General features: G+C 68.4%; 18 protein-coding genes. 2 read left to right on the forward strand and 16 right to left on the reverse strand.

Annotated features, from left to right (window positions below; genetic code table 11):
* Positions 1-64: 64 nt before the first annotated feature.
* From G6N49_RS18175 to G6N49_RS18210, 8 genes are all read right to left on the reverse strand, one after another.
* Positions 65-943, reverse strand: coding sequence for a cutinase family protein (locus G6N49_RS18175; protein WP_011558405.1), 879 nt, complete (start codon positions 941-943; stop codon positions 65-67).
* Positions 944-1,067: 124 nt separating this feature from the next.
* Entirely contained in the window at positions 1,068-2,258 is a 1,191-nt protein-coding gene (tuf, locus tag G6N49_RS18180; RefSeq protein ID WP_011558404.1) for an elongation factor Tu, read from the reverse strand.
* 94 nt (positions 2,259-2,352) lie between these two features.
* Positions 2,353-4,458 (reverse strand): elongation factor G, encoded by a 2,106-nt coding sequence (fusA, locus tag G6N49_RS18185; protein WP_011558403.1) that lies wholly within the window; start codon positions 4,456-4,458, stop codon positions 2,353-2,355.
* Positions 4,459-4,531: 73 nt separating this feature from the next.
* The gene (rpsG, locus tag G6N49_RS18190) at positions 4,532-5,002 is read right to left on the reverse strand and encodes a 30S ribosomal protein S7 (protein ID WP_011558402.1); all 471 of its coding nucleotides are present in this window, start codon (positions 5,000-5,002) and stop codon (positions 4,532-4,534) included.
* Positions 5,002-5,376 carry a 30S ribosomal protein S12 gene (gene rpsL / locus G6N49_RS18195; RefSeq protein ID WP_011558401.1) on the reverse strand — a complete coding sequence of 125 codons (375 nt, stop codon included), beginning with the start codon at positions 5,374-5,376 and terminating at the stop codon, positions 5,002-5,004. The genes rpsG and rpsL overlap by 1 nt, the downstream gene beginning before the upstream one ends.
* A gap of 319 nt (positions 5,377-5,695) precedes the next feature.
* Positions 5,696-6,334 (reverse strand): TetR/AcrR family transcriptional regulator, encoded by a 639-nt coding sequence (locus G6N49_RS18200; RefSeq protein ID WP_011558400.1) that lies wholly within the window; start codon positions 6,332-6,334, stop codon positions 5,696-5,698.
* A gap of 66 nt (positions 6,335-6,400) precedes the next feature.
* Positions 6,401-6,919: a DUF3558 domain-containing protein gene (locus G6N49_RS18205; protein WP_011558399.1), complete on the reverse strand. Its 519-nt coding sequence runs from the start codon at positions 6,917-6,919 to the stop codon at positions 6,401-6,403.
* A gap of 1 nt (position 6,920) precedes the next feature.
* Complete coding sequence (locus tag G6N49_RS18210; protein WP_011768086.1) at positions 6,921-7,466, reverse strand: DUF3558 domain-containing protein; 546 nt, start codon at positions 7,464-7,466, stop codon at positions 6,921-6,923.
* A gap of 145 nt (positions 7,467-7,611) precedes the next feature.
* On the opposite strand from G6N49_RS18210, the gene G6N49_RS18215 reads away from it, so the two are divergent.
* Both G6N49_RS18215 and G6N49_RS18220 read left to right on the forward strand, forming a co-directional pair.
* Positions 7,612-7,989 (forward strand): DUF3060 domain-containing protein, encoded by a 378-nt coding sequence (locus G6N49_RS18215; RefSeq protein WP_011558397.1) that lies wholly within the window; start codon positions 7,612-7,614, stop codon positions 7,987-7,989.
* A 17-nt stretch (positions 7,990-8,006) separates the two neighbouring features.
* Positions 8,007-8,417: a DUF3060 domain-containing protein gene (locus G6N49_RS18220; protein ID WP_011558396.1), complete on the forward strand. Its 411-nt coding sequence runs from the start codon at positions 8,007-8,009 to the stop codon at positions 8,415-8,417.
* Between the two features lie 45 nt (positions 8,418-8,462).
* Here the strand turns inward: G6N49_RS18220 and G6N49_RS18225 are convergent, their stop codons facing one another.
* From G6N49_RS18225 to G6N49_RS18260, 8 genes are all read right to left on the reverse strand, one after another.
* On the reverse strand, positions 8,463-9,227 hold the full coding sequence (locus G6N49_RS18225; protein ID WP_011854806.1) for a crotonase/enoyl-CoA hydratase family protein: 765 nt from the start codon (positions 9,225-9,227) through the stop codon (positions 8,463-8,465).
* Entirely contained in the window at positions 9,224-9,955 is a 732-nt protein-coding gene (locus tag G6N49_RS18230) for a PaaX family transcriptional regulator C-terminal domain-containing protein (protein ID WP_011558394.1), read from the reverse strand. The genes G6N49_RS18225 and G6N49_RS18230 overlap by 4 nt, the downstream gene beginning before the upstream one ends.
* 2 nt (positions 9,956-9,957) lie before the next feature.
* Positions 9,958-10,896: a crotonase/enoyl-CoA hydratase family protein gene (locus G6N49_RS18235; RefSeq protein WP_011854805.1), complete on the reverse strand. Its 939-nt coding sequence runs from the start codon at positions 10,894-10,896 to the stop codon at positions 9,958-9,960.
* 85 nt (positions 10,897-10,981) lie between these two features.
* On the reverse strand, positions 10,982-12,637 hold the full coding sequence (locus tag G6N49_RS18240) for an acyl-CoA dehydrogenase family protein (RefSeq protein WP_011854804.1): 1,656 nt from the start codon (positions 12,635-12,637) through the stop codon (positions 10,982-10,984).
* A 57-nt stretch (positions 12,638-12,694) separates the two neighbouring features.
* On the reverse strand, positions 12,695-13,921 hold the full coding sequence (locus tag G6N49_RS18245; RefSeq protein ID WP_011854803.1) for a cation:proton antiporter domain-containing protein: 1,227 nt from the start codon (positions 13,919-13,921) through the stop codon (positions 12,695-12,697).
* A gap of 45 nt (positions 13,922-13,966) precedes the next feature.
* Positions 13,967-15,136 carry a phosphatase PAP2 family protein gene (locus tag G6N49_RS18250; RefSeq protein ID WP_011854802.1) on the reverse strand — a complete coding sequence of 390 codons (1,170 nt, stop codon included), beginning with the start codon at positions 15,134-15,136 and terminating at the stop codon, positions 13,967-13,969.
* A 96-nt stretch (positions 15,137-15,232) separates the two neighbouring features.
* Positions 15,233-15,982: a deoxyribonuclease IV gene (locus G6N49_RS18255; protein ID WP_041309485.1), complete on the reverse strand. Its 750-nt coding sequence runs from the start codon at positions 15,980-15,982 to the stop codon at positions 15,233-15,235.
* A gap of 117 nt (positions 15,983-16,099) precedes the next feature.
* Positions 16,100-16,981, reverse strand: coding sequence for a type IV toxin-antitoxin system AbiEi family antitoxin (locus G6N49_RS18260; protein WP_197913486.1), 882 nt, complete (start codon positions 16,979-16,981; stop codon positions 16,100-16,102).
* Positions 16,982-17,091 lie beyond the last annotated feature (110 nt).

The raw sequence follows: 17,091 nt of genomic DNA on the forward strand, positions 1-17,091 counted from the left end.
TCGCGCGGGCGAACACAGACTAGCCGCTGAAGGGGCCTGCGGGCGTGGCGAACAGCGCGGAAACTCAGCCCGCCGCGACGGTGACCGTATCGGCGGGCGCCGCGGCCGCCGCCGGGCCGAGCAGTTGGTACAGCGGCGAGGTCCAGGTGTAGCCGCCGCCGGTCGAGCGGGCGTAGCTGGTGTGCACGGCCACGCCGGTCGCCGTCACATCTTCGGCATCGGGGTCGTAATCGCAGACCGCGTCGCCGAGTTCGCACACGCTGACCGTGCGGGCGCCGATGTGCGGCGGCAGCGGTGCCGGTGCGTGCGCGAGGATCGGCCAGTCCTGGGCGACGCCCTTGCCTGCGCCGGGGACCGAGGTCACCGAACCCAGGTTGTAGGTCGGGTCGGTCGGCAGGCGGTCGCCGTCGGCGATCAGCAGCGCACCGGCGAAGTTGGGGCTGGCGCCGAGGGTGTGCAGGTTGCGGTGGACGACCATGGCGCCCTGGGAGTATCCGGCCAGCACCACCTTGCTGGTGGGGCACTGCTGCACGAACGTCGCGTACTGGTTGGCCAGGGCGGCGGTGCCGGCGTCGACGCTGCTGATGAAGCCGGCCCAGTCGAGGATGCCGCCGTCCTCGGGCACCTCGGTCGCCGGGTACACCACGGCTTCGGAGGTCATGGTGCGGCCGTCGCTTGCGACGAGCTGCTGCAGATCGGCGCGGGAGCGGGAGATGACGCGGCCCATACCGTCGTTCATCGACACCTCGGCGCCCCGCTCACCGGAGCCCGCGGCGCCGATCCAGTGGACGTCGGGGCACTGCGGCTGGGCGTCGGCGGTGCCCGCCAGACCGATCAGCGCTGCCCCACCGAGCGCGACGGCACCGGCCAATGCATGAAGACGACGAAACACGAACCCCAACCCTTCTCCGATCACTGTCAGAGTCATCGGCACGGCGCCCATCCGCGTTACGCCTCGCGATTTCGGCGTGCGCAGTCGCGTTCAGCGCAACCCCGCACGCCGAAATCGCACAACGCAAAGCGGCGCCCACCCCCGAGAGGGTGAGCGCCGCTTCGGCGTACTGGTCTTACTTGTGGATCTTCGTCACGCGGCCGGCGCCGACGGTACGGCCACCCTCACGGATGGCGAACCGCAGGCCCTCGTCCATGGCGACGGGCTGGATCAGCTTGACGGAGATGTCGGTGTTGTCACCGGGCATCACCATCTCGGTGCCCTCGGGCAGGGTCACCACGCCGGTCACGTCCGTGGTCCGGAAGTAGAACTGCGGACGGTAGTTGTTGAAGAACGGCGTGTGGCGGCCACCCTCGTCCTTGGACAGGATGTAGACCTGGCCGTCGAACTCGGTGTGCGGGGTGGTGGTGCCGGGCTTGACCACGACCTGGCCGCGCTCGACGTCCTCACGCTTGATACCGCGCAGCAGCAGACCGACGTTGTCACCGGCCTGGCCCTGGTCGAGCAGCTTGCGGAACATCTCGACACCGGTGACCGTGGTCTTGGTGGTGCCGGGGCGGATGCCGACGATCTCGACTTCCTCGTTCACGTTGACCACGCCGCGCTCCACACGACCGGTGACCACGGTGCCGCGGCCGGTGATCGTGAAGACGTCCTCGACGGGCATCAGGAACGGACGGTCGGTGTCGCGGACCGGATCCGGGATCGACTCGTCGACCGCGTCCATGAGCTCCTCGACCGACTTGACCCACTTCTCGTCACCCTCGAGCGCCTTGAGCGCCGAGACGCGCACGACCGGGGCGTCCTCGTCGAAGTCCTGGGCGGCCAGCAGTTCGCGGACCTCCATCTCGACGAGCTCGATGAGCTCCTCGTCGTCGACCGCGTCGGCCTTGTTCAGCGCCACCAGGATGTAGGGGACGCCGACCTGGCGGGCCAGCAGCACGTGCTCGCGGGTCTGCGGCATCGGGCCGTCGGTCGCGGCGACCACCAGGATCGCGCCGTCCATCTGGGCGGCACCGGTGATCATGTTCTTGATGTAGTCAGCGTGACCGGGGGCGTCGACGTGCGCGTAGTGACGCTTCTCGGTCTGGTACTCCACGTGGGAGATGTTGATCGTGATGCCGCGCTGACGCTCCTCAGGCGCATTGTCGATCTGGTCGAATGCGCGCGACTCGTTCAACTCGGGGTACTTGTCGTGCAGAACCTTGGTGATTGCTGCGGTCAGCGTGGTCTTGCCGTGGTCAACGTGACCGATGGTCCCGATGTTGACGTGCGGCTTCGTCCGCTCGAACTTCGCCTTCGCCACTGTGGTGTCCTCCTGGACTGTGTTGGTGCTTTCTTTGGAAGCAGGTTTGATCTGTTCAGTTGTGTGGTCTTACCAGATCAGCGAATACGCAGGTCTACTGACCCGTCGCCTTCGCGATGATCTCCTTCGACACGTTCGCCGGAACCTCGGCGTACGAGTCGAACACCATGGAGTAGTTCGCCCGGCCCTGGGTCTTCGACCGAAGGTCGCCGACGTAGCCGAACATCTCCGACAGCGGCACTTGCGCCTTGACGACGCGCGCACCGGCCCGCTCCTCCATGGCCTGGATCTGACCACGGCGGGAGTTCAAATCGCCGATCACCTCACCCATGTAGTCCTCGGGTGTGGTCACCTCGACGGCCATGATCGGCTCGAGGATCACCGGCTGCGCCGCCTGGGCGGCCTTCTTCAGGACCTGCGAACCGGCGACCTTGAACGCCATTTCCGACGAGTCGACCTCGTGGTAGGCACCGTCGAGCAGGGTCACCTTGACGTTCACCAGCGGGTAGCCGGCGAGCACGCCGTACTGCATGGCGTCCTGCGCACCGGCATCCACCGACGGGATGTACTCGCGCGGGATGCGGCCACCGGTGACCTTGTTCTCGAACTCGTAGGTGGCACCGTCCTCGCCGCTGAACGGCTCGAGGTCGATGAGCACCTTCGCGAACTGGCCGGAGCCACCCGTCTGCTTCTTGTGGGTGAACTCGACCTTCTCGACCTTGCGCTTGATGGTCTCGCGGTAGGCCACCTGCGGCTTGCCGACGTTGGCCTCGACCTTGAACTCGCGACGCATGCGGTCGACGAGGATGTCGAGGTGCAGCTCGCCCATACCGCCGATGACGGTCTGGCCGGTCTCCTGGTCCAGGTGCACCTTGAACGTCGGATCCTCTTCGGCCAGCTTCTGGATCGCCGTGCCGAGCTTCTCCTGGTCGCTCTTGGTCTTGGGCTCGATGGCCACCTCGATCACCGGATCGGGGAAGGTCATCGACTCGAGCACGATCTGCTGGTTCGCATCGGACAGGGTGTCACCGGTGGTGGTGTCCTTGAGGCCGATGACCGCGTAGATGTGGCCGGCCGACGCCCGCTCGACAGGGTTCTCCTTGTTGGCGTGCATCTGGAACAGCTTGCCCAGCCGCTCCTTCTTGCCCTTGGTGGAGTTGATGACCTGCGAACCGGACTCGACGGTGCCGGAGTACACGCGCACGTAGGTCAGCTTGCCGAAGAACGGGTGCACCGCGATCTTGAACGCCAGCGCCGAGAAGGGCTCGTCGACCGACGGCTTGCGGGTGATGAGCTCGTCCTCTTTGTTGGGCACGTGGCCCTGCACGGACTCGACGTCCAGCGGCGAGGGGAGGTAGTCGACGACCGCGTCGAGCATGGGCTGCACGCCCTTGTTCTTGAACGCGCTGCCGCACAGCACCGGGTACAGCTCGGAGTTGACCGTCAGCTTGCGGATCGCGCCCTTGATCTCCTCGACCGTGAGCTCTTCCCCACCGAAGTACTTCTCCAGCAGCGCCTCGTCGGTCTCGGCGACCGCCTCGAGCAGCTTGGTGCGGTACTCGTCGGCCTTGTCGGCGAGCTCGGCGGGGATGTCCTCGACCTCGTACTTCTCACCGAGGGCGGTCTCGCCACGCCAGACCTTGGCCTTCATCTCGACCAGGTCGATGATGCCGATGAAGTCGTTCTCGGCGCCGATCGGCAGCTGGATGACCAGCGGGGTCGCGCCGAGGCGCTCCTCGATGGTGCGCACGGTGAAGTAGAAGTCCGCGCCCAGCTTGTCCATCTTGTTGACGAAGCAGATGCGCGGCACGTCGTACTTGTCGGCCTGGCGCCAGACCTGCTCGGACTGCGGCTCCACGCCTTCTTTGCCGTCGAACACGGCAACGGCACCGTCGAGCACACGCAGGCTGCGCTCCACCTCGACGGTGAAGTCGACGTGGCCGGGGGTGTCGATGATGTTGATCTGGTTGTCGTTCCAGAAGCAGGTCACCGCGGCGGAGGTGATGGTGATGCCGCGCTCCTGCTCCTGTTCCATCCAGTCGGTGGTCGACGCACCGTCGTGCGTCTCACCGATCTTGTAGTTGACACCCGTGTAGTACAGGATGCGCTCGGTCGTCGTCGTCTTACCGGCGTCGATGTGCGCCATGATGCCGATGTTGCGGACCTTGTTCAGGTCGGTCAACACGTCCTTCTGTGCCACAGAAGTCTTCTCTCTCGCTTGATAGTTGCTGTGTGGTCATTGCGCCGGCGGCAACACTGCGCGCCGGCGGCTATCACCAGCGGTAGTGCGCGAAGGCGCGGTTGGCCTCGGCCATCTTGTGGGTGTCCTCACGCCGCTTGACGGCGGCACCCAGGCCATTGCTGGCATCGAGGATCTCGTTGGCCAGGCGCTCGACCATGGTCTTCTCCCGACGAGCCTTCGAGAAGCTCACCAGCCACCGCAGGGCCAGCGTCACGGAACGATCGGGACGAACCTCGACCGGCACCTGGTAGGTGGCGCCACCGACGCGGCGGCTGCGCACCTCGAGGGCGGGCTTGACGTTGTCGAGAGCGCGCTTGAGGGTGACCACCGGATCGGTGCCCGTCTTGTCACGGGCCTGTTCGAGCGCACCATAGACAATGCGTTCGGCCAGCGATTTCTTCCCGTCCAGCAGCACTTTGTTGACCAGCTGGGTGACCAGCTGCGACCCGTAGACCGGATCGTTGACCAGCGGACGCTTGGGTGCGGGGCCCTTGCGCGGCATCAGCTCTTCTCCTTCTTGGCGCCGTAGCGGCTGCGCGCTTGCTTGCGGTTCTTCACACCCTGGGTGTCGAGCGAACCGCGGATGATCTTGTAACGCACACCGGGGAGGTCCTTCACACGACCACCGCGCACCAGCACCATCGAGTGCTCCTGCAGGTTGTGGCCCTCACCGGGGATGTATGCGGTGACCTCGACCTGGCTGGTCAGCTTCACGCGCGCGACCTTGCGAAGCGCCGAGTTCGGCTTCTTCGGGGTGGTCGTGTACACGCGGGTGCACACGCCACGACGCTGCGGGCTGCCCTTGAGGGCCGCGGTCTTCACCTTGGCGATCTTGTCGCGGCGACCCTTGCGGACCAGCTGGTTGATGGTTGGCATGTACCGGCTTTCTGTGTTTCTTCCGTTGATGCTTCGTCTGCGGTGTTGCTCTGTACTGCTTTGTCTGTGCTGCTCAAGTCTCTGTACTGCTGTTACTGCCCGGTCGCGTCCCCCGCGTCCGGGCGTGTCGCACGCGCACACCTCGAAGCAATTCCGCTGCGTGGTAGACATGCGAATTTGCCCGGCATGTGGGCATGCTGTCTGGTTGTCACCCCGTCGCATGCGCCTCGACGGCCAGGCACGATCCCCCACAATACCAGGATGGCCGCGTCGCTCCAAAAGTCGTTCCACACTGGAGCCGCAGCGCTCTGACCGGCGCTTAGCGCAGGTCAGCGCCCACGCCGCCGGAGCGGCGTTCCATACCGGAGGCCAACCGCAGCACCATGTCGGTGAACACCGCATCGGTGTCGATGCCGTTCATCACCCCGGTCATCTCCAGGAGCACGAACCCGTGCATGGCCGACCAGAACTCCAGCGCGGCGTAGAACGCGTCCTCGCCGTCGAGGCCGTAGGAGGCCAGCACCTCGATCACCGGGGTGGCCGCCGCCCTGGTGGCGTCGGTGAACTCCGGGTCGTCCCCGCCCAGCGGCATCCGGGTGAACGCGGAGTACCGGCCCGGGTGGTGGTGGGCGTAGCTGCGGTAGCTGCTGGCCATCGCCATCACCGCATCGTCGCGGGTGCGGCCCTGCCCGACGGTGGTGAGCATGCCGATGATGTCGCCGACCACCCGCATCCGCACGGTGCGCCGCAGGTCGTCGAGGCTGTGCACGTGGTTGTACAGCGACGGACCCTTGGTGCCGAGCTGGGTGGCCAGGGCGTTGATGGTCAGCGCATCCCAGCCCTCGCGGTCCAGGAAGGTCAGCGCGGCGTTGACGATCGAGTCGCGGCTCAGCCGGGTGGTCTTGGCGGCAGACCGCGCCCGACCGCCCGCCGTCCGCGGGTCCGGTTGAGCCGCCATGTCCTGTTCACCCTTCGTCCGTCACCGACCGAGTGCGGTCGGCGCAGACTCTAACCCTACGGCGGATCAGTTCACCCGTTGCTGGCTGAGTTGGGCGAGGCGTTCGGTGATCGAGCACAGATCGGGCAGCATGTCGGGATTCATGGTCTGGATCGACCAGGTGATCACGTCGCCGCCCTTGGCCACATAGATACTGCAGGCGTTGGTGTCGGCGGCCTTGAAACCCTTGTTGCCGTCGACCGACAGCTCGGTGATCTTGCGGCCGGCCTGCTGTTCGAGCTCGCGTTCGACGTCCATGTCGCTGCCGCGGTACCACCACGTGGAGATGCCCATCCCGGCGCCGAACGTGCCGAGCATGGTGTCCTCCTGCCAGAAGCAGCCGGCGTCGCTGTCGACGACCTTCTTGAACACCGTCGACTCGGCGGCCTTGGTGATCTCCTCGTCGGTGACGCCGTTGCAGCCGTCGCTGCGGAACGATCCGGCTGGCGGGTCCGCTGCCGGGGCGGCCTGCTGTTCGTCGGCGCCGCCGCAGCCGGCCAGCAGCAGCGCCGCCAGGCATCCGAGGAGGATCCTTTTCACGGGCACCTCACAGATCCGACGAGAGGGTCGCCGACAACAGCTTCTCCGCATCCACGCACGGGTCACCGGACTTCTGCCCGCGGTACTGCACCCACCAGCTGAGCACCCCGGATCCGGCCGCCGCGGTCGCCGAGCACGCCACCCCGGTCGTCGACCGGCGCGCCAGGAAGGCGGGATGCCGCTCGATGACGGTGTCGCTCACCTGCGCTCCCCGCTCGGCGGCCAGCGTGCGTTCCCGCTCGAGGTTGCCGGTGTCGAACCACGAGAAGGTGACGTCGACCATGACCTCGCCGCGCATGAGGACGTACTGACACACCGCACCGCTGTAGGGGCGGACCACCTCGTCGGCGTCGAGGGTCTCCGAGACGGTGGAGTCCTCGAGCAGGCCGCAGCGGTTGTCGACGTATCCGTAGTCGCGGTCGGGGTCCGGGACGGCGTCGGACTGGGCGGGCATCGCGGTGCCGGTGACCGAGTGCGCGCAACCGGCGGCGGTCACCACCACGGTGACCGCCGCAGCGGCACAACCCGCAACAACGCTGACACGCCGACGCATTGCCGCCAACGGTACCGAGCACCGAGGGGTTCAGCGACCGGTGCGCACGACGTCACCCTCGGCCCAACCCACAGAAGGCTGCCGCGGCCCCTGCCGGGCCACGTACGCTGCTTGCATCAGGTGTGGGCGACGAAGGGATACGACGGTGCGATCGATCGCTGCAACCCGGTGCGTGGCGGCCGGAGCCGCCGTGTTGATCGCCGCGGCCACCGTTGGCGCACCGAGCGCGCACGCCAAGAACGGCGACACCCACATCACCGGCACCGGCCTTTCGCAGACCATCGACTGCCGCGACTCCGTGCTGCACGTCAACGGCAACGGCAACCAGGTGTACGCGCTGGGCACGTGCTACGCGGTGACGATGCAGGGGTCCGGGAACCTCGTGGTCGCCGACAACGTGATCAACGACATCACCGTCTACGGCTGGGACCAGACCGTCATGTACAAGAACGGCGACCCGATCATCTGGGACCGCGGCCGCGAACTGGGGATGACGAACCGGATCAACCGCGTCCCGGCCTGACCATGGAGCGAGGCGTGATGAGTTCCCTTACCCATAGCGCGTTCGTGGCACTGGCGGCGGCCGCTGCGTTCGGCCTGGCCGGGTGCGGGTCGGAGAGCAGCGACACCAACACCCCGACCGCGACGGCGGGTTCGTCGGGCGCGCAGGTGGAGATCGGCAACACGATCAACTACGGCTCGGTCGGCACCACCGCGGAGGTCGACTGCGCCGACGGTAAGGCCCTCAACGTGGGCGGTTCGAACAACAAGCTGACGGTGACCGGGACGTGCGCGAACGTCAACATCGGCGGCACCGACAACACGATCTCGTTCGAGCGGGTCGACAAGGAGATCACGGTCGTCGGGCTGAACAACACGATCACCTACCGCGACGGCGACCCCAAGATCGACGACCTCGGCTCGAACAACAAGATCACCAAGCAGGGGTGATTTCGGCGTGCTGGGTCGCGCTGGGCGCGACCGCGCACGCCGAAATCACGCCTTGGCGCCGTGGCGGCCCGCTCCGGCGGCGAAGCGGCCCGCCCCCTCGAGCGCCTCGTCCTTGACCCGCGAGATGCTGGCGAACTCCCGGTCGATCGCCTCGGCCTCCGGCAGCCCCCACTGGCTCAGCGCCGAACCGCGGTCGGCGCGCATGCACTGCTGCGGGAACCGGGCGATCTCGGCGGCCAGCTCCTCGGCCTGTCGACGCGCCTGACCTTTCGGGACGACGCGGTTGGCCAGGCCGATCGCGTGGGCCTCGGCGGCGTCGACGGGCCGGCCGGTCAGGATCAGGTCCATCGCCCGGCTCTGCCCGATCAGCCGAGGCAGCCGCACCGTGCCGCCGTCGATCAGCGGCACCCCCCAGCGTCGGCAGAACACCCCGAGCACCGCGTCCTCCTCGACGACGCGCAGATCGCACCACAGCGCGAGTTCGAGTCCGCCCGCCACGGCGTATCCGCTGACCGCGGCGATCACCGGTTTCGACAGCACCATGCGGGTGGGCCCCATCGGGCCGGGTCCGCTGCGATGCACCGCATTGGCGTCGGGGGTGCCGAACGCCTTGAGATCGGCACCGGCGCAGAAGGTGCCGTGGTCACCCCACAGCACGGCGACCGCTGCGGAGTCGTCGCGGTCGAATGCGTCGAAGGCCTCGTAGAGCGCCTCGGCGGTGGGGCGGTTGACGGCGTTGCGGGCGTCGGGCCGGTCGATGATCACGGTGGTCACCGCGCCGTTGCGTTCGACGCGGACGGGTCCTGTCATGTCGCCTCCATGAGTTGGGCGTCTCTGAGTTGGGCATCGCGCCGCTCGACGAGTTCGGCGGCGAAAGCGGTGTAGGCGGTGCGTAATTCGTCGCCGGGCCAGTCCGCGGGCAGCAGGTCGGCGGGCAGCACGGGATCGGTGAGCAGGTGCCGGACGATCGCGGCGGCGGTGACGAACCGGGCGGGGATGTCGCGGGCGGTGTCCATGTCGTCGAGGAGCCGACGGCCCTGCGCCGCCCACGCGGGCAGGTCCCACAGCCGGGCGGCGAGGTCTGCCGGTTCGTCGTCGCGGGCGTGCAGCACCCGCACCCGGTCGGCGACGTCCTCGGGCAACGCCGTGTCGAGGTTGTCGGGCCGCAGCCACACCCCTTCGCGCAGTTCACCGAAGCGGTTGTCCTGCAGTGTGTTCCGCAGGGCCGCGCGGGTGCGGGCGTCGGTGCCGACGCTGGTGATCACCAGGGTGGTCCAGGTGCCGTCCCACCGGCGCGGCCGCGGGTTGATCGCGTCGTCCTGGCGGCGCTGCCGGGCCAGCAGCCGGTCCGACAGCCGGTAGCCGTCGGCCGAGCGGACCAGGTCGCCCGCGCCGACCATCCGCGTCAGCGCCACCCGCACGGTCGGTTCGCGGATGTCGAAATCGGCGGTGAGGCGGATCAATTCGCTCGCGGTGGCCCAGGCCGGATGCGCACCGAGCAGGACCGACAGCACCACCGACCGCGCCGTCAACCGCATGGCTACACCCCGGAGGCTCGTCGGCCGTGGTCGCCGAACGGTTCGTCACGCTGCCGCACCGCCTCGCGGAAGCCGTGTTCGCGGGACTGCGCGACGAAATCGTGCCCCTCCGGCGTGTGCCGGGCGATGCCGTCGAACACCGTGCTGACCATCCGACTGGTGGCCACGCCCTGCTGCAGCAGCGCCGAGTTCATCGCGAGTTTGACCATGATGAGCTGGTTGACCGGCACCGCGGCGATGCGTTCGACGAGGCGTTCGGTGCGCTCGTCGAGATCTTCGGGTTCGGGCGCCTCGACGGCCAGCCCCCATTCGGCGGCCTGCCTTCCGGTCAGGCAATCCCCGGTCAGCAGAAGGCGTTTCGCGCGCTGGTCGCCGAGCCGGTGGGCCCACATCCCGGCGGCGGGCACCCCCCACACGCGGGTGGGCGGGTAGCCGATCTTCGCGTCGGCGGCGGCGATCACCTGGTCGGCGTGCAGGGCGATGTCGGTGCCGCCGGCCACGCAGTAGCCGTGGATCTTCACAACGGTCGGCTTGTCGCAGTGCAGCAGGCTCGAGAAGCCGCGGACGAAGCGGCTCATCATCTGGTAGTCGATCATCGGATCCCACGGCTGATCCGGCAGGTGGTTGACGGCCTGGGTCTTCCCGGAGAGCACGGTGTCGCGGTACGGGCTGCCGCCGCCGGCCGACGACGAGCCTTCGGCGTAGGCCGACAGGTCGAAGCCCGCGCAGAAGCCCTCGCCCCGGCCGGACACCAGGATCACGTGGACGTTCGGGTCGAGGTCGGCGCGTTCGACGAGTGCGGACAACTCCAGCGGGGTGTCGGCGACGATCGCGTTGCCCTTCTCGGGCCGGTTGAAGGTGATCCGGGCGATGCGGCCGGTCACCTCGTAGGTCATGGTCTTGAGGTTGTCGAAGTCGACGGGCCGGATCGCGTGCGTCATGCGGTCACCCTTCCTCGCGAGCAGACACATATGTCCCGAAATTCGCGGCGTGTCGGGTGCATTTGTGTCTGCTCGGCCGAAGAAGTCACCCCTTCACCAACGCGCGCTCGAGGATCGGCGCGAGGTCCAGGCCGACGGGCAGCGTGCCGAACGCGCCGCCCCACTGCCCGCCCAACCGGGTCGCCAGGAACGCCTCGGCCACCGCCGGATGACCGTGCCGCACCAGCAGCGCACCCTGCAGGGCCAGGCAGATGTCCTCGGCCACCTTGCGCGCCCGGTACTGCACGGTGGCGAGGTCGTCGAGCGCCGGGCGCAGCCCCTCGACATGCGCGTCGAGCCGGGCGTCCTGACCGGCCGACTGCGCCAGCTCGTCGAACAGCACCTCGACGCTCTCCGGTCGGGTTGCCATGGCGCGCAACGTATCCAGCGCGCTGACGTTGCCGGACCCCTCCCAGATACCCATCAGCGGCGCCTCGCGGTACAGCCGCGGCATCCCCGAGTCCTCGACATAGCCGTTGCCGCCCAGGCATTCCATCGCCTCGGCCGCGTGCGGGGTGGCGCGTTTGCACACCCAGTACTTCGCGGCGGCCAGGCCGATACGGCGCAGCAGCGCCTCGCGGGAGTCGCCGCGTACGGCGCGGTCGGTGGCGCCGGCCATCCGCATCGCGACCATCGTCGCGGCCTCCGCCTCGACGGCCAGGTCGGCGAGCACGTTGCGCATCAGCGGCTGGTCGATCAGGTACTCGCCGAACGCCTTGCGGTGCTGCGCGTGGTGGATCGCCCGGGTGAGCCCGCTGCGCATGCTCGTCGCCGAACCCAGTGTGCAGTCCAGCCGGGTGAGGTTGACCATCTCGATGATGGTCGGCACGCCACGACCCTCCTCGCCGACCAGCCAGGCCGTCGCCCCGTCGTATTCGACCTCACTCGAGGCGTTGGCGTGGTTACCGAGCTTGTCCTTGAGGCGCTGCAACAACATCCGGTTGCGGGTGCCGTCGGGCAGGATGCGCGGCAGGAAGAAGCAGCTCAACCCGCCCGGCGCTTGGGCGAGCACCAGGAAGATGTCGCACATCGGCGCGGAGGTGAACCACTTGTGGCCGGTCAGCGAGTAGGTCCCGTCACCGTTGGGCACCGCCTGCGTGGTGCCGGCGCGCACGTCGGAGCCGCCCTGCTTCTCGGTCATCGACATGCCCGCGGTGATGCCGGCCTTGGTCGCGGGCACCTTCAGTTCCGGGTCGTACACCCGGCTGGTCAGCAGCGGTTCGTAGACGGCGGCCAGGTCGGGGTTGAAGCGCAGGGCGGGGACGACGGCGTAGGTCATCGAGATCGGGCAGATGTGCCCGGGTTCGGGTGTCCACACCGACGTCTTGGCCGCGCGGACGACGTGGGCGCCGGCGCGGTCGTCGGCCCACGGCGCGGCGTGCAGTCCGTGGCCGACGGCGACGGCCATCAGCGAGTGGTAGGCGGGGTCGTACTCGACCTCGTCGATGCGGTGGCCGACGCGGTCGTGGGTGTGCAGGACGGGCCGGTTCCGGTCGGCGAGCTCACCCCACCGCTGGGCCTGCGCGCTTCCCGAGAGCGCTCCCAGTTCGGCGACCTCGTCGAGGCCCCACTCCCCGCCCTCGCGGATCAACGCCTCGGTGAGCACCGGCGAGGCGGCCGGGTTGTGGTCCTCGAGCAGCGGGACCTGGTTGGTGACGACGTGCGTGCCCGCGGACGCGAGGAGCGAGACATTGACAGCCATACCCGCAGTGTTACACCTCACCCGACAACCGCACAAGACCTGTAATACTGGGTGCGCCTACCGATCGGCCGGCGAATGGGCTGCTCCGGTGGCCCTGACGTACAGAAGGCGTCCGGCCACACCGCTCAGCCCGAAGGTCATCGTGCTCACGACGAGGACGAGCGATCCGGCGGCCAGCACGGTCTCGTCGACGCCGATGCGGTCGGCCTCCATCGTCAGGTAGAAGAGCGCCGACACACCCACCGGGCCGAACCACCCGAGGTACAGGGCGTCGGGAACCGACAGCCGCAACGGACGGCGCAGCAGCAAGAGGATCGGCAGCCGCCGCAGCAGGAGCACGCACACCGCGAGGGCGACGGCGCTCCAGCCGAGGTCGGCCCACGAGTGCCACGGCAAAGCGGCTCCGAGCAGCACGAACAACGGGAGGACGGCGAAGCGGTTGATGGCCTCGTCGATCGGCACCTCCGCTGCCCGCTCATCCCCGGTACCGGCCAGGTTGAACAGCAGGCCGCCGACGAAGACCGCCAGGATCCCGTCCAGATGCAGCAGTCCGGCCAGCCCGAGGATGCCCAACGCCAGCACCACGGTGAAGAACAACGCCGGCGCCGCGGCGGTGGCCCCGAACCTGTCGCCCCACTTGAGCGCCTGCCCGCCCGCCCAACCCATCGCCGCGCCGACGACGACCGCTCCCAGGATCTGCCACAGCGATTCTCTGACAGCCGCGCCGGCGCTCATCCCACCGGCGATGGCGATCGCGACCAGTACGAGGGGTAACGCCAGCCCGTCGTTGGCTCCGGATTCCAACGACAGCACCTTGCGGTCACGCGCCGGCAGATCGCGTTCGGCGTCCTCGCCCGTGACCACGCTGGACGCCAGCACCGGGTCGGTGGGGCAGAGCGCGGCACCCAGCAGCGCTGCCGCGACAAACGGGATCGACAGCAGGAACCAACCCAGCGCAGCGGTCACCACGGCCATCAGAGGCATCGCGACCAGTAGCAGCACCGTCACCGGTCGCCACGTGCGTCGCACCTCGGCGGCCGGGTAACGCAGGGCAACGGCCATCACCGAGATCGCTAGTAGGACGCGGCTCGTCTCGTGGAGCAGCGACTGCTCGTCGGTGAGTGCCGGCACGTGCAGCAGGCCCGATACCTGCGGCCCGATCACCACCCCTGCGACGAGTCCGAGCAGCGGTTCGGAGATCGGCAGTCGGCGCATCTTGGCCGACAGCGCAGCAACGACGACGCCGAGCAGGCCCACGGTGGCGAGCAGAATGTCCAATCCCATGGAGAGCAGGTTTCCCGTCCAGGGCGCGTCAATCCGTCCGCGTCGTCAGATTGTGGCCGACGAACGGTTCGTCGCCGCGTCCCGGTCAACGCTCATGCTGGGCTCACTGGGAGCCGCCTGGGTCTCGGCTGTCGGGTACGTGCCGGCGTCCACCTCACGGCGGGCTGATTCCCGAGACCGCCGCCAGGCGTCGTAGCGGTTCAGCGCGACGACCGCGACTGCGGCGAACGCCCACCCCAGCAGGATGTCGATGACGTAGTGCTCGGCGGTGTACACCAGCGTGAACGCCATCACCAGCACGTAAGCGACCAGCACCGGACGCCACCCGCGGTGCACCCGGTGCCACAGGAACGCCGCGATCGCCGCCGTCATCCCGGCGTGCAACGACGGGATCGCCGCCACCAGGTTCACGCTCGCCTGCCCGGCGTCGAGCAGCGCCGTCGCCGAGTGCAGGTTCAACTTGCCCCACCCGCGCCCGACGATCCGCTCCACCCACTGATTCGCGCCGTCCTGGCTGAACTGCATCGAGCCGAGCACACCGCCGTCGGGCACACCGCGCGCGGAGCGGAACATGCAGCGCGGGTCGGACGGACCGCCCTCCACGTCGGCCGCCGTACAGCGGGCCGCCGCCCACGGCGGGGCGGCGGGGAAGAGTGCGTAGACCATCAGCGCGGCGACGTTGAGGCCGACGAACAACCGCACGAACGCCTTCCACTCCTCGCGGTTGCGCAGCCACAGCACGCCGGCGATCACGTACGGCAGGATGAAGAACGACATGTAGACGGTGCTGATGCCGATCTCCCACCACGGCGGCGTCGGCTGTTTGAGCCGCTCCTGCAGCCACACCGTCGGCATCGTCCCGAAGAACAGCCAGCGGTCGGCGTCGGCCTGCCAGTGCCACAGCGTGGGCCGGCCGACCAGCGTGGCCGCCCCGCGGCTGAGGTCGTAGGCCAGCAGGACCAGCGCGAACGGCAGCCAGTCGCGGAGCACGAAGAGCATCCGGCGACCGCGTCCGATGCTGGCGGCCAACAGCCCGGTGGCGATGTAGAGCAGCACCAGTTCCCGGTTGAAGGCGAAGCCGTCGGTGGCCGTGCGGTACACCACGACGACGGCCCACACGACGATCGCCGTCCATCTCACGACGGTCAGCCAACGCCGCCTCGACGAGATGTCAGGTGGCGTCAGCGCAATCGACGACTGGTCAACCGCGGACACACATCGGCCTTTCGGAGTCGGTTCTGGCCCGACTCAGCCTAGTTAACCGCTTCGCCACCCGCCGTTCGACGCCTGTTTGCGATCGAAGTGTGACCCTCAGACGTTCTCGCGCAGGAACGCGATGTCGTCCTTCCGCCCGTCGTCGGAGGTCTCGCAGATGACCGGAGCGTCGGCGGCCTGCACCACCGCGACCAGCAGTTGCGGGTCGATCTGGCCGTTGCCGAAGTTGGCGTGCCGGTCGGCCCCCGAACCCGCGGCATCACGCGAGTCGTTGCAGTGGACGAGGTCGATGCGGCCGGTGATCCGCTTGATCCGCGAGACGGCGTCGACCAGCGCCTCGCCGGCCGCCCACGCGTGGCAGGTGTCGAGGCAGAACCCGATGCCGTAGTCGCCGATGTGGTCCCACAGCCGGCCGATGGTGTCGAAGTAGCGCGCCATCGCGTGCTCGCCGCCGGCGGTGTTCTCCAGGTAGACGGGCACCGTGGTCTCGAGCCGGTCGAGCGCCTTGACCCACCGCTCGAACCCGGCCTCCATGTCCTTGTCGTCGGCGTGGCCGCCGTGCACGATCACCGCGGTGGCGCCCACCTCGGCGGCCGCATCGCAGGTGTCCTGCAGGATCTTGCGCGACGGGATTCGCACCCGGTTGTTCGCCGACGCGACGTTGATCAGGTACGGCGCATGCACGTAGAGCGGGATGCTCGACGCCTTCAGCACCTCGGCGTCCTCGCGCGGTTTGGGTTTCTTCCAGCTCTGCGGGTCGCCGAGGAAGAACTGCACCACGTCGGCGCCGTCGGCCTCGGCAGCGGCCAGGGGATCGTCGTTGCGGACATGTGAACCGATGAGCACGCAGCCGAGTCTAGGCGCGCCCGCCGACACACCCCCAACCAGCGCGAGCAGACGCAAATGTCCCCGAAATGCCGCGAAATCCGGGACATTTGCGTCTGCTCGCCGGTGAGAAGGAGTTCATCCGGCCATGTCCGCGCGTTCGAGGTGCGTGGCGATGCCCGCGACCAGATCCAGCGGATGGTGACGCACGTCGTCCACCACGATCGGGATCACGGTCCATCCGCATTCCTGCAGCCGTGCGGTCTTCATCCGGTCGTGTCGCAGCGCGACGGCATTCGCATGCCACTCCATGCTTTCGTACTCGGCGACAACCTTCGCCGCCGGCCACGCGAAGTCCGCCCGCCACAGCTGACCGCAGCGGTCGACGATTTCGAACTGCACTTCCGGCCGCGGCAGCCCCCCGTCGATGAAGACCAGCCGAGTCTCGCTTTCCATCGGCGATTCGGAGCGACCGTCCACATACGCCACCAGCTCACGCACCTTGACGATGCCGCGACGGCCCTTCTGCTCGTCGACCGCGCGCACGAGGTCGGCAGGTGCACACGCTCCGACGTGGAGTGCGGCGTCCAACGTCGCGAGCGCGCGCGGTCGATTGAGCGTCCGAGCGATCTCGACCGCCGTCCACGCCGGCGCCGTCACCAGTCGACCGGCGACCCGTCGCAACGGCGCTCCCACCCGTTGATGAACCATCAGGCCAACCGTCGGACGCATCCGCACTCCCGGATCGAGGATGTGCACCGGCCCTGGACCCTCGGTCCGGAAACCGTGCAGGTCGGCCGCGGTGTGAAGGCATGCGACGACCGGCCGGCCCACCAACACGTCCAGCGCCGCCAACCTCCTCGCGGTGTCGGGCGGCCCGAGCGAGTAGACGCCGTGCCAGACCCGGACGATCACGCCCGCCCGTAGGTGCCCCGCCAGCGTCTTGCGGGACATGACCGCACTCAGTTGCCGGGCGGTGGCGACTCCCCCGTGTGACGCGAACACGTCGTCGATGAGCATGCGCCCGATGCTGGCAAGGACCCGCCCCACGGCATAGCAACCGCCCCGACCGCCTGTGGATAACCCGCCCAGCAGACGCAAATGTCCCCGACACGCCGAGCGTGCGGGGA

Origin of the sequence: Mycolicibacterium monacense (assembly GCF_010731575.1) — a bacterium.
Lineage (GTDB): Bacteria > Actinomycetota > Actinomycetes > Mycobacteriales > Mycobacteriaceae > Mycobacterium > Mycobacterium monacense.

What these genes read in the sequence shown, in the direction of transcription:
- G6N49_RS18175 (WP_011558405.1), bottom strand. Translation starts at nt 943, where the DNA reads ATGGGCGCCGTGCCGATGACTCTGACAGTGATCGGAGAAGGGTTGGGG.
- rpsG (WP_011558402.1), bottom strand. Translation starts at nt 5,002, where the DNA reads ATGCCGCGCAAGGGCCCCGCACCCAAGCGTCCGCTGGTCAACGATCCG.
- rpsL (WP_011558401.1), bottom strand. Translation starts at nt 5,376, where the DNA reads ATGCCAACCATCAACCAGCTGGTCCGCAAGGGTCGCCGCGACAAGATC.
- G6N49_RS18200 (WP_011558400.1), bottom strand. Translation starts at nt 6,334, where the DNA reads ATGGCGGCTCAACCGGACCCGCGGACGGCGGGCGGTCGGGCGCGGTCT.
- G6N49_RS18210 (WP_011768086.1), bottom strand. Translation starts at nt 7,466, where the DNA reads ATGCGTCGGCGTGTCAGCGTTGTTGCGGGTTGTGCCGCTGCGGCGGTC.
- G6N49_RS18220 (WP_011558396.1), top strand. Translation starts at nt 8,007, where the DNA reads ATGAGTTCCCTTACCCATAGCGCGTTCGTGGCACTGGCGGCGGCCGCT.
- G6N49_RS18225 (WP_011854806.1), bottom strand. Translation starts at nt 9,227, where the DNA reads ATGACAGGACCCGTCCGCGTCGAACGCAACGGCGCGGTGACCACCGTG.
- G6N49_RS18230 (WP_011558394.1), bottom strand. Translation starts at nt 9,955, where the DNA reads ATGCGGTTGACGGCGCGGTCGGTGGTGCTGTCGGTCCTGCTCGGTGCG.
- G6N49_RS18235 (WP_011854805.1), bottom strand. Translation starts at nt 10,896, where the DNA reads ATGACGCACGCGATCCGGCCCGTCGACTTCGACAACCTCAAGACCATG.
- G6N49_RS18240 (WP_011854804.1), bottom strand. Translation starts at nt 12,637, where the DNA reads ATGGCTGTCAATGTCTCGCTCCTCGCGTCCGCGGGCACGCACGTCGTC.
- G6N49_RS18245 (WP_011854803.1), bottom strand. Translation starts at nt 13,921, where the DNA reads ATGGGATTGGACATTCTGCTCGCCACCGTGGGCCTGCTCGGCGTCGTC.
- G6N49_RS18260 (WP_197913486.1), bottom strand. Translation starts at nt 16,981, where the DNA reads ATGCTCATCGACGACGTGTTCGCGTCACACGGGGGAGTCGCCACCGCC.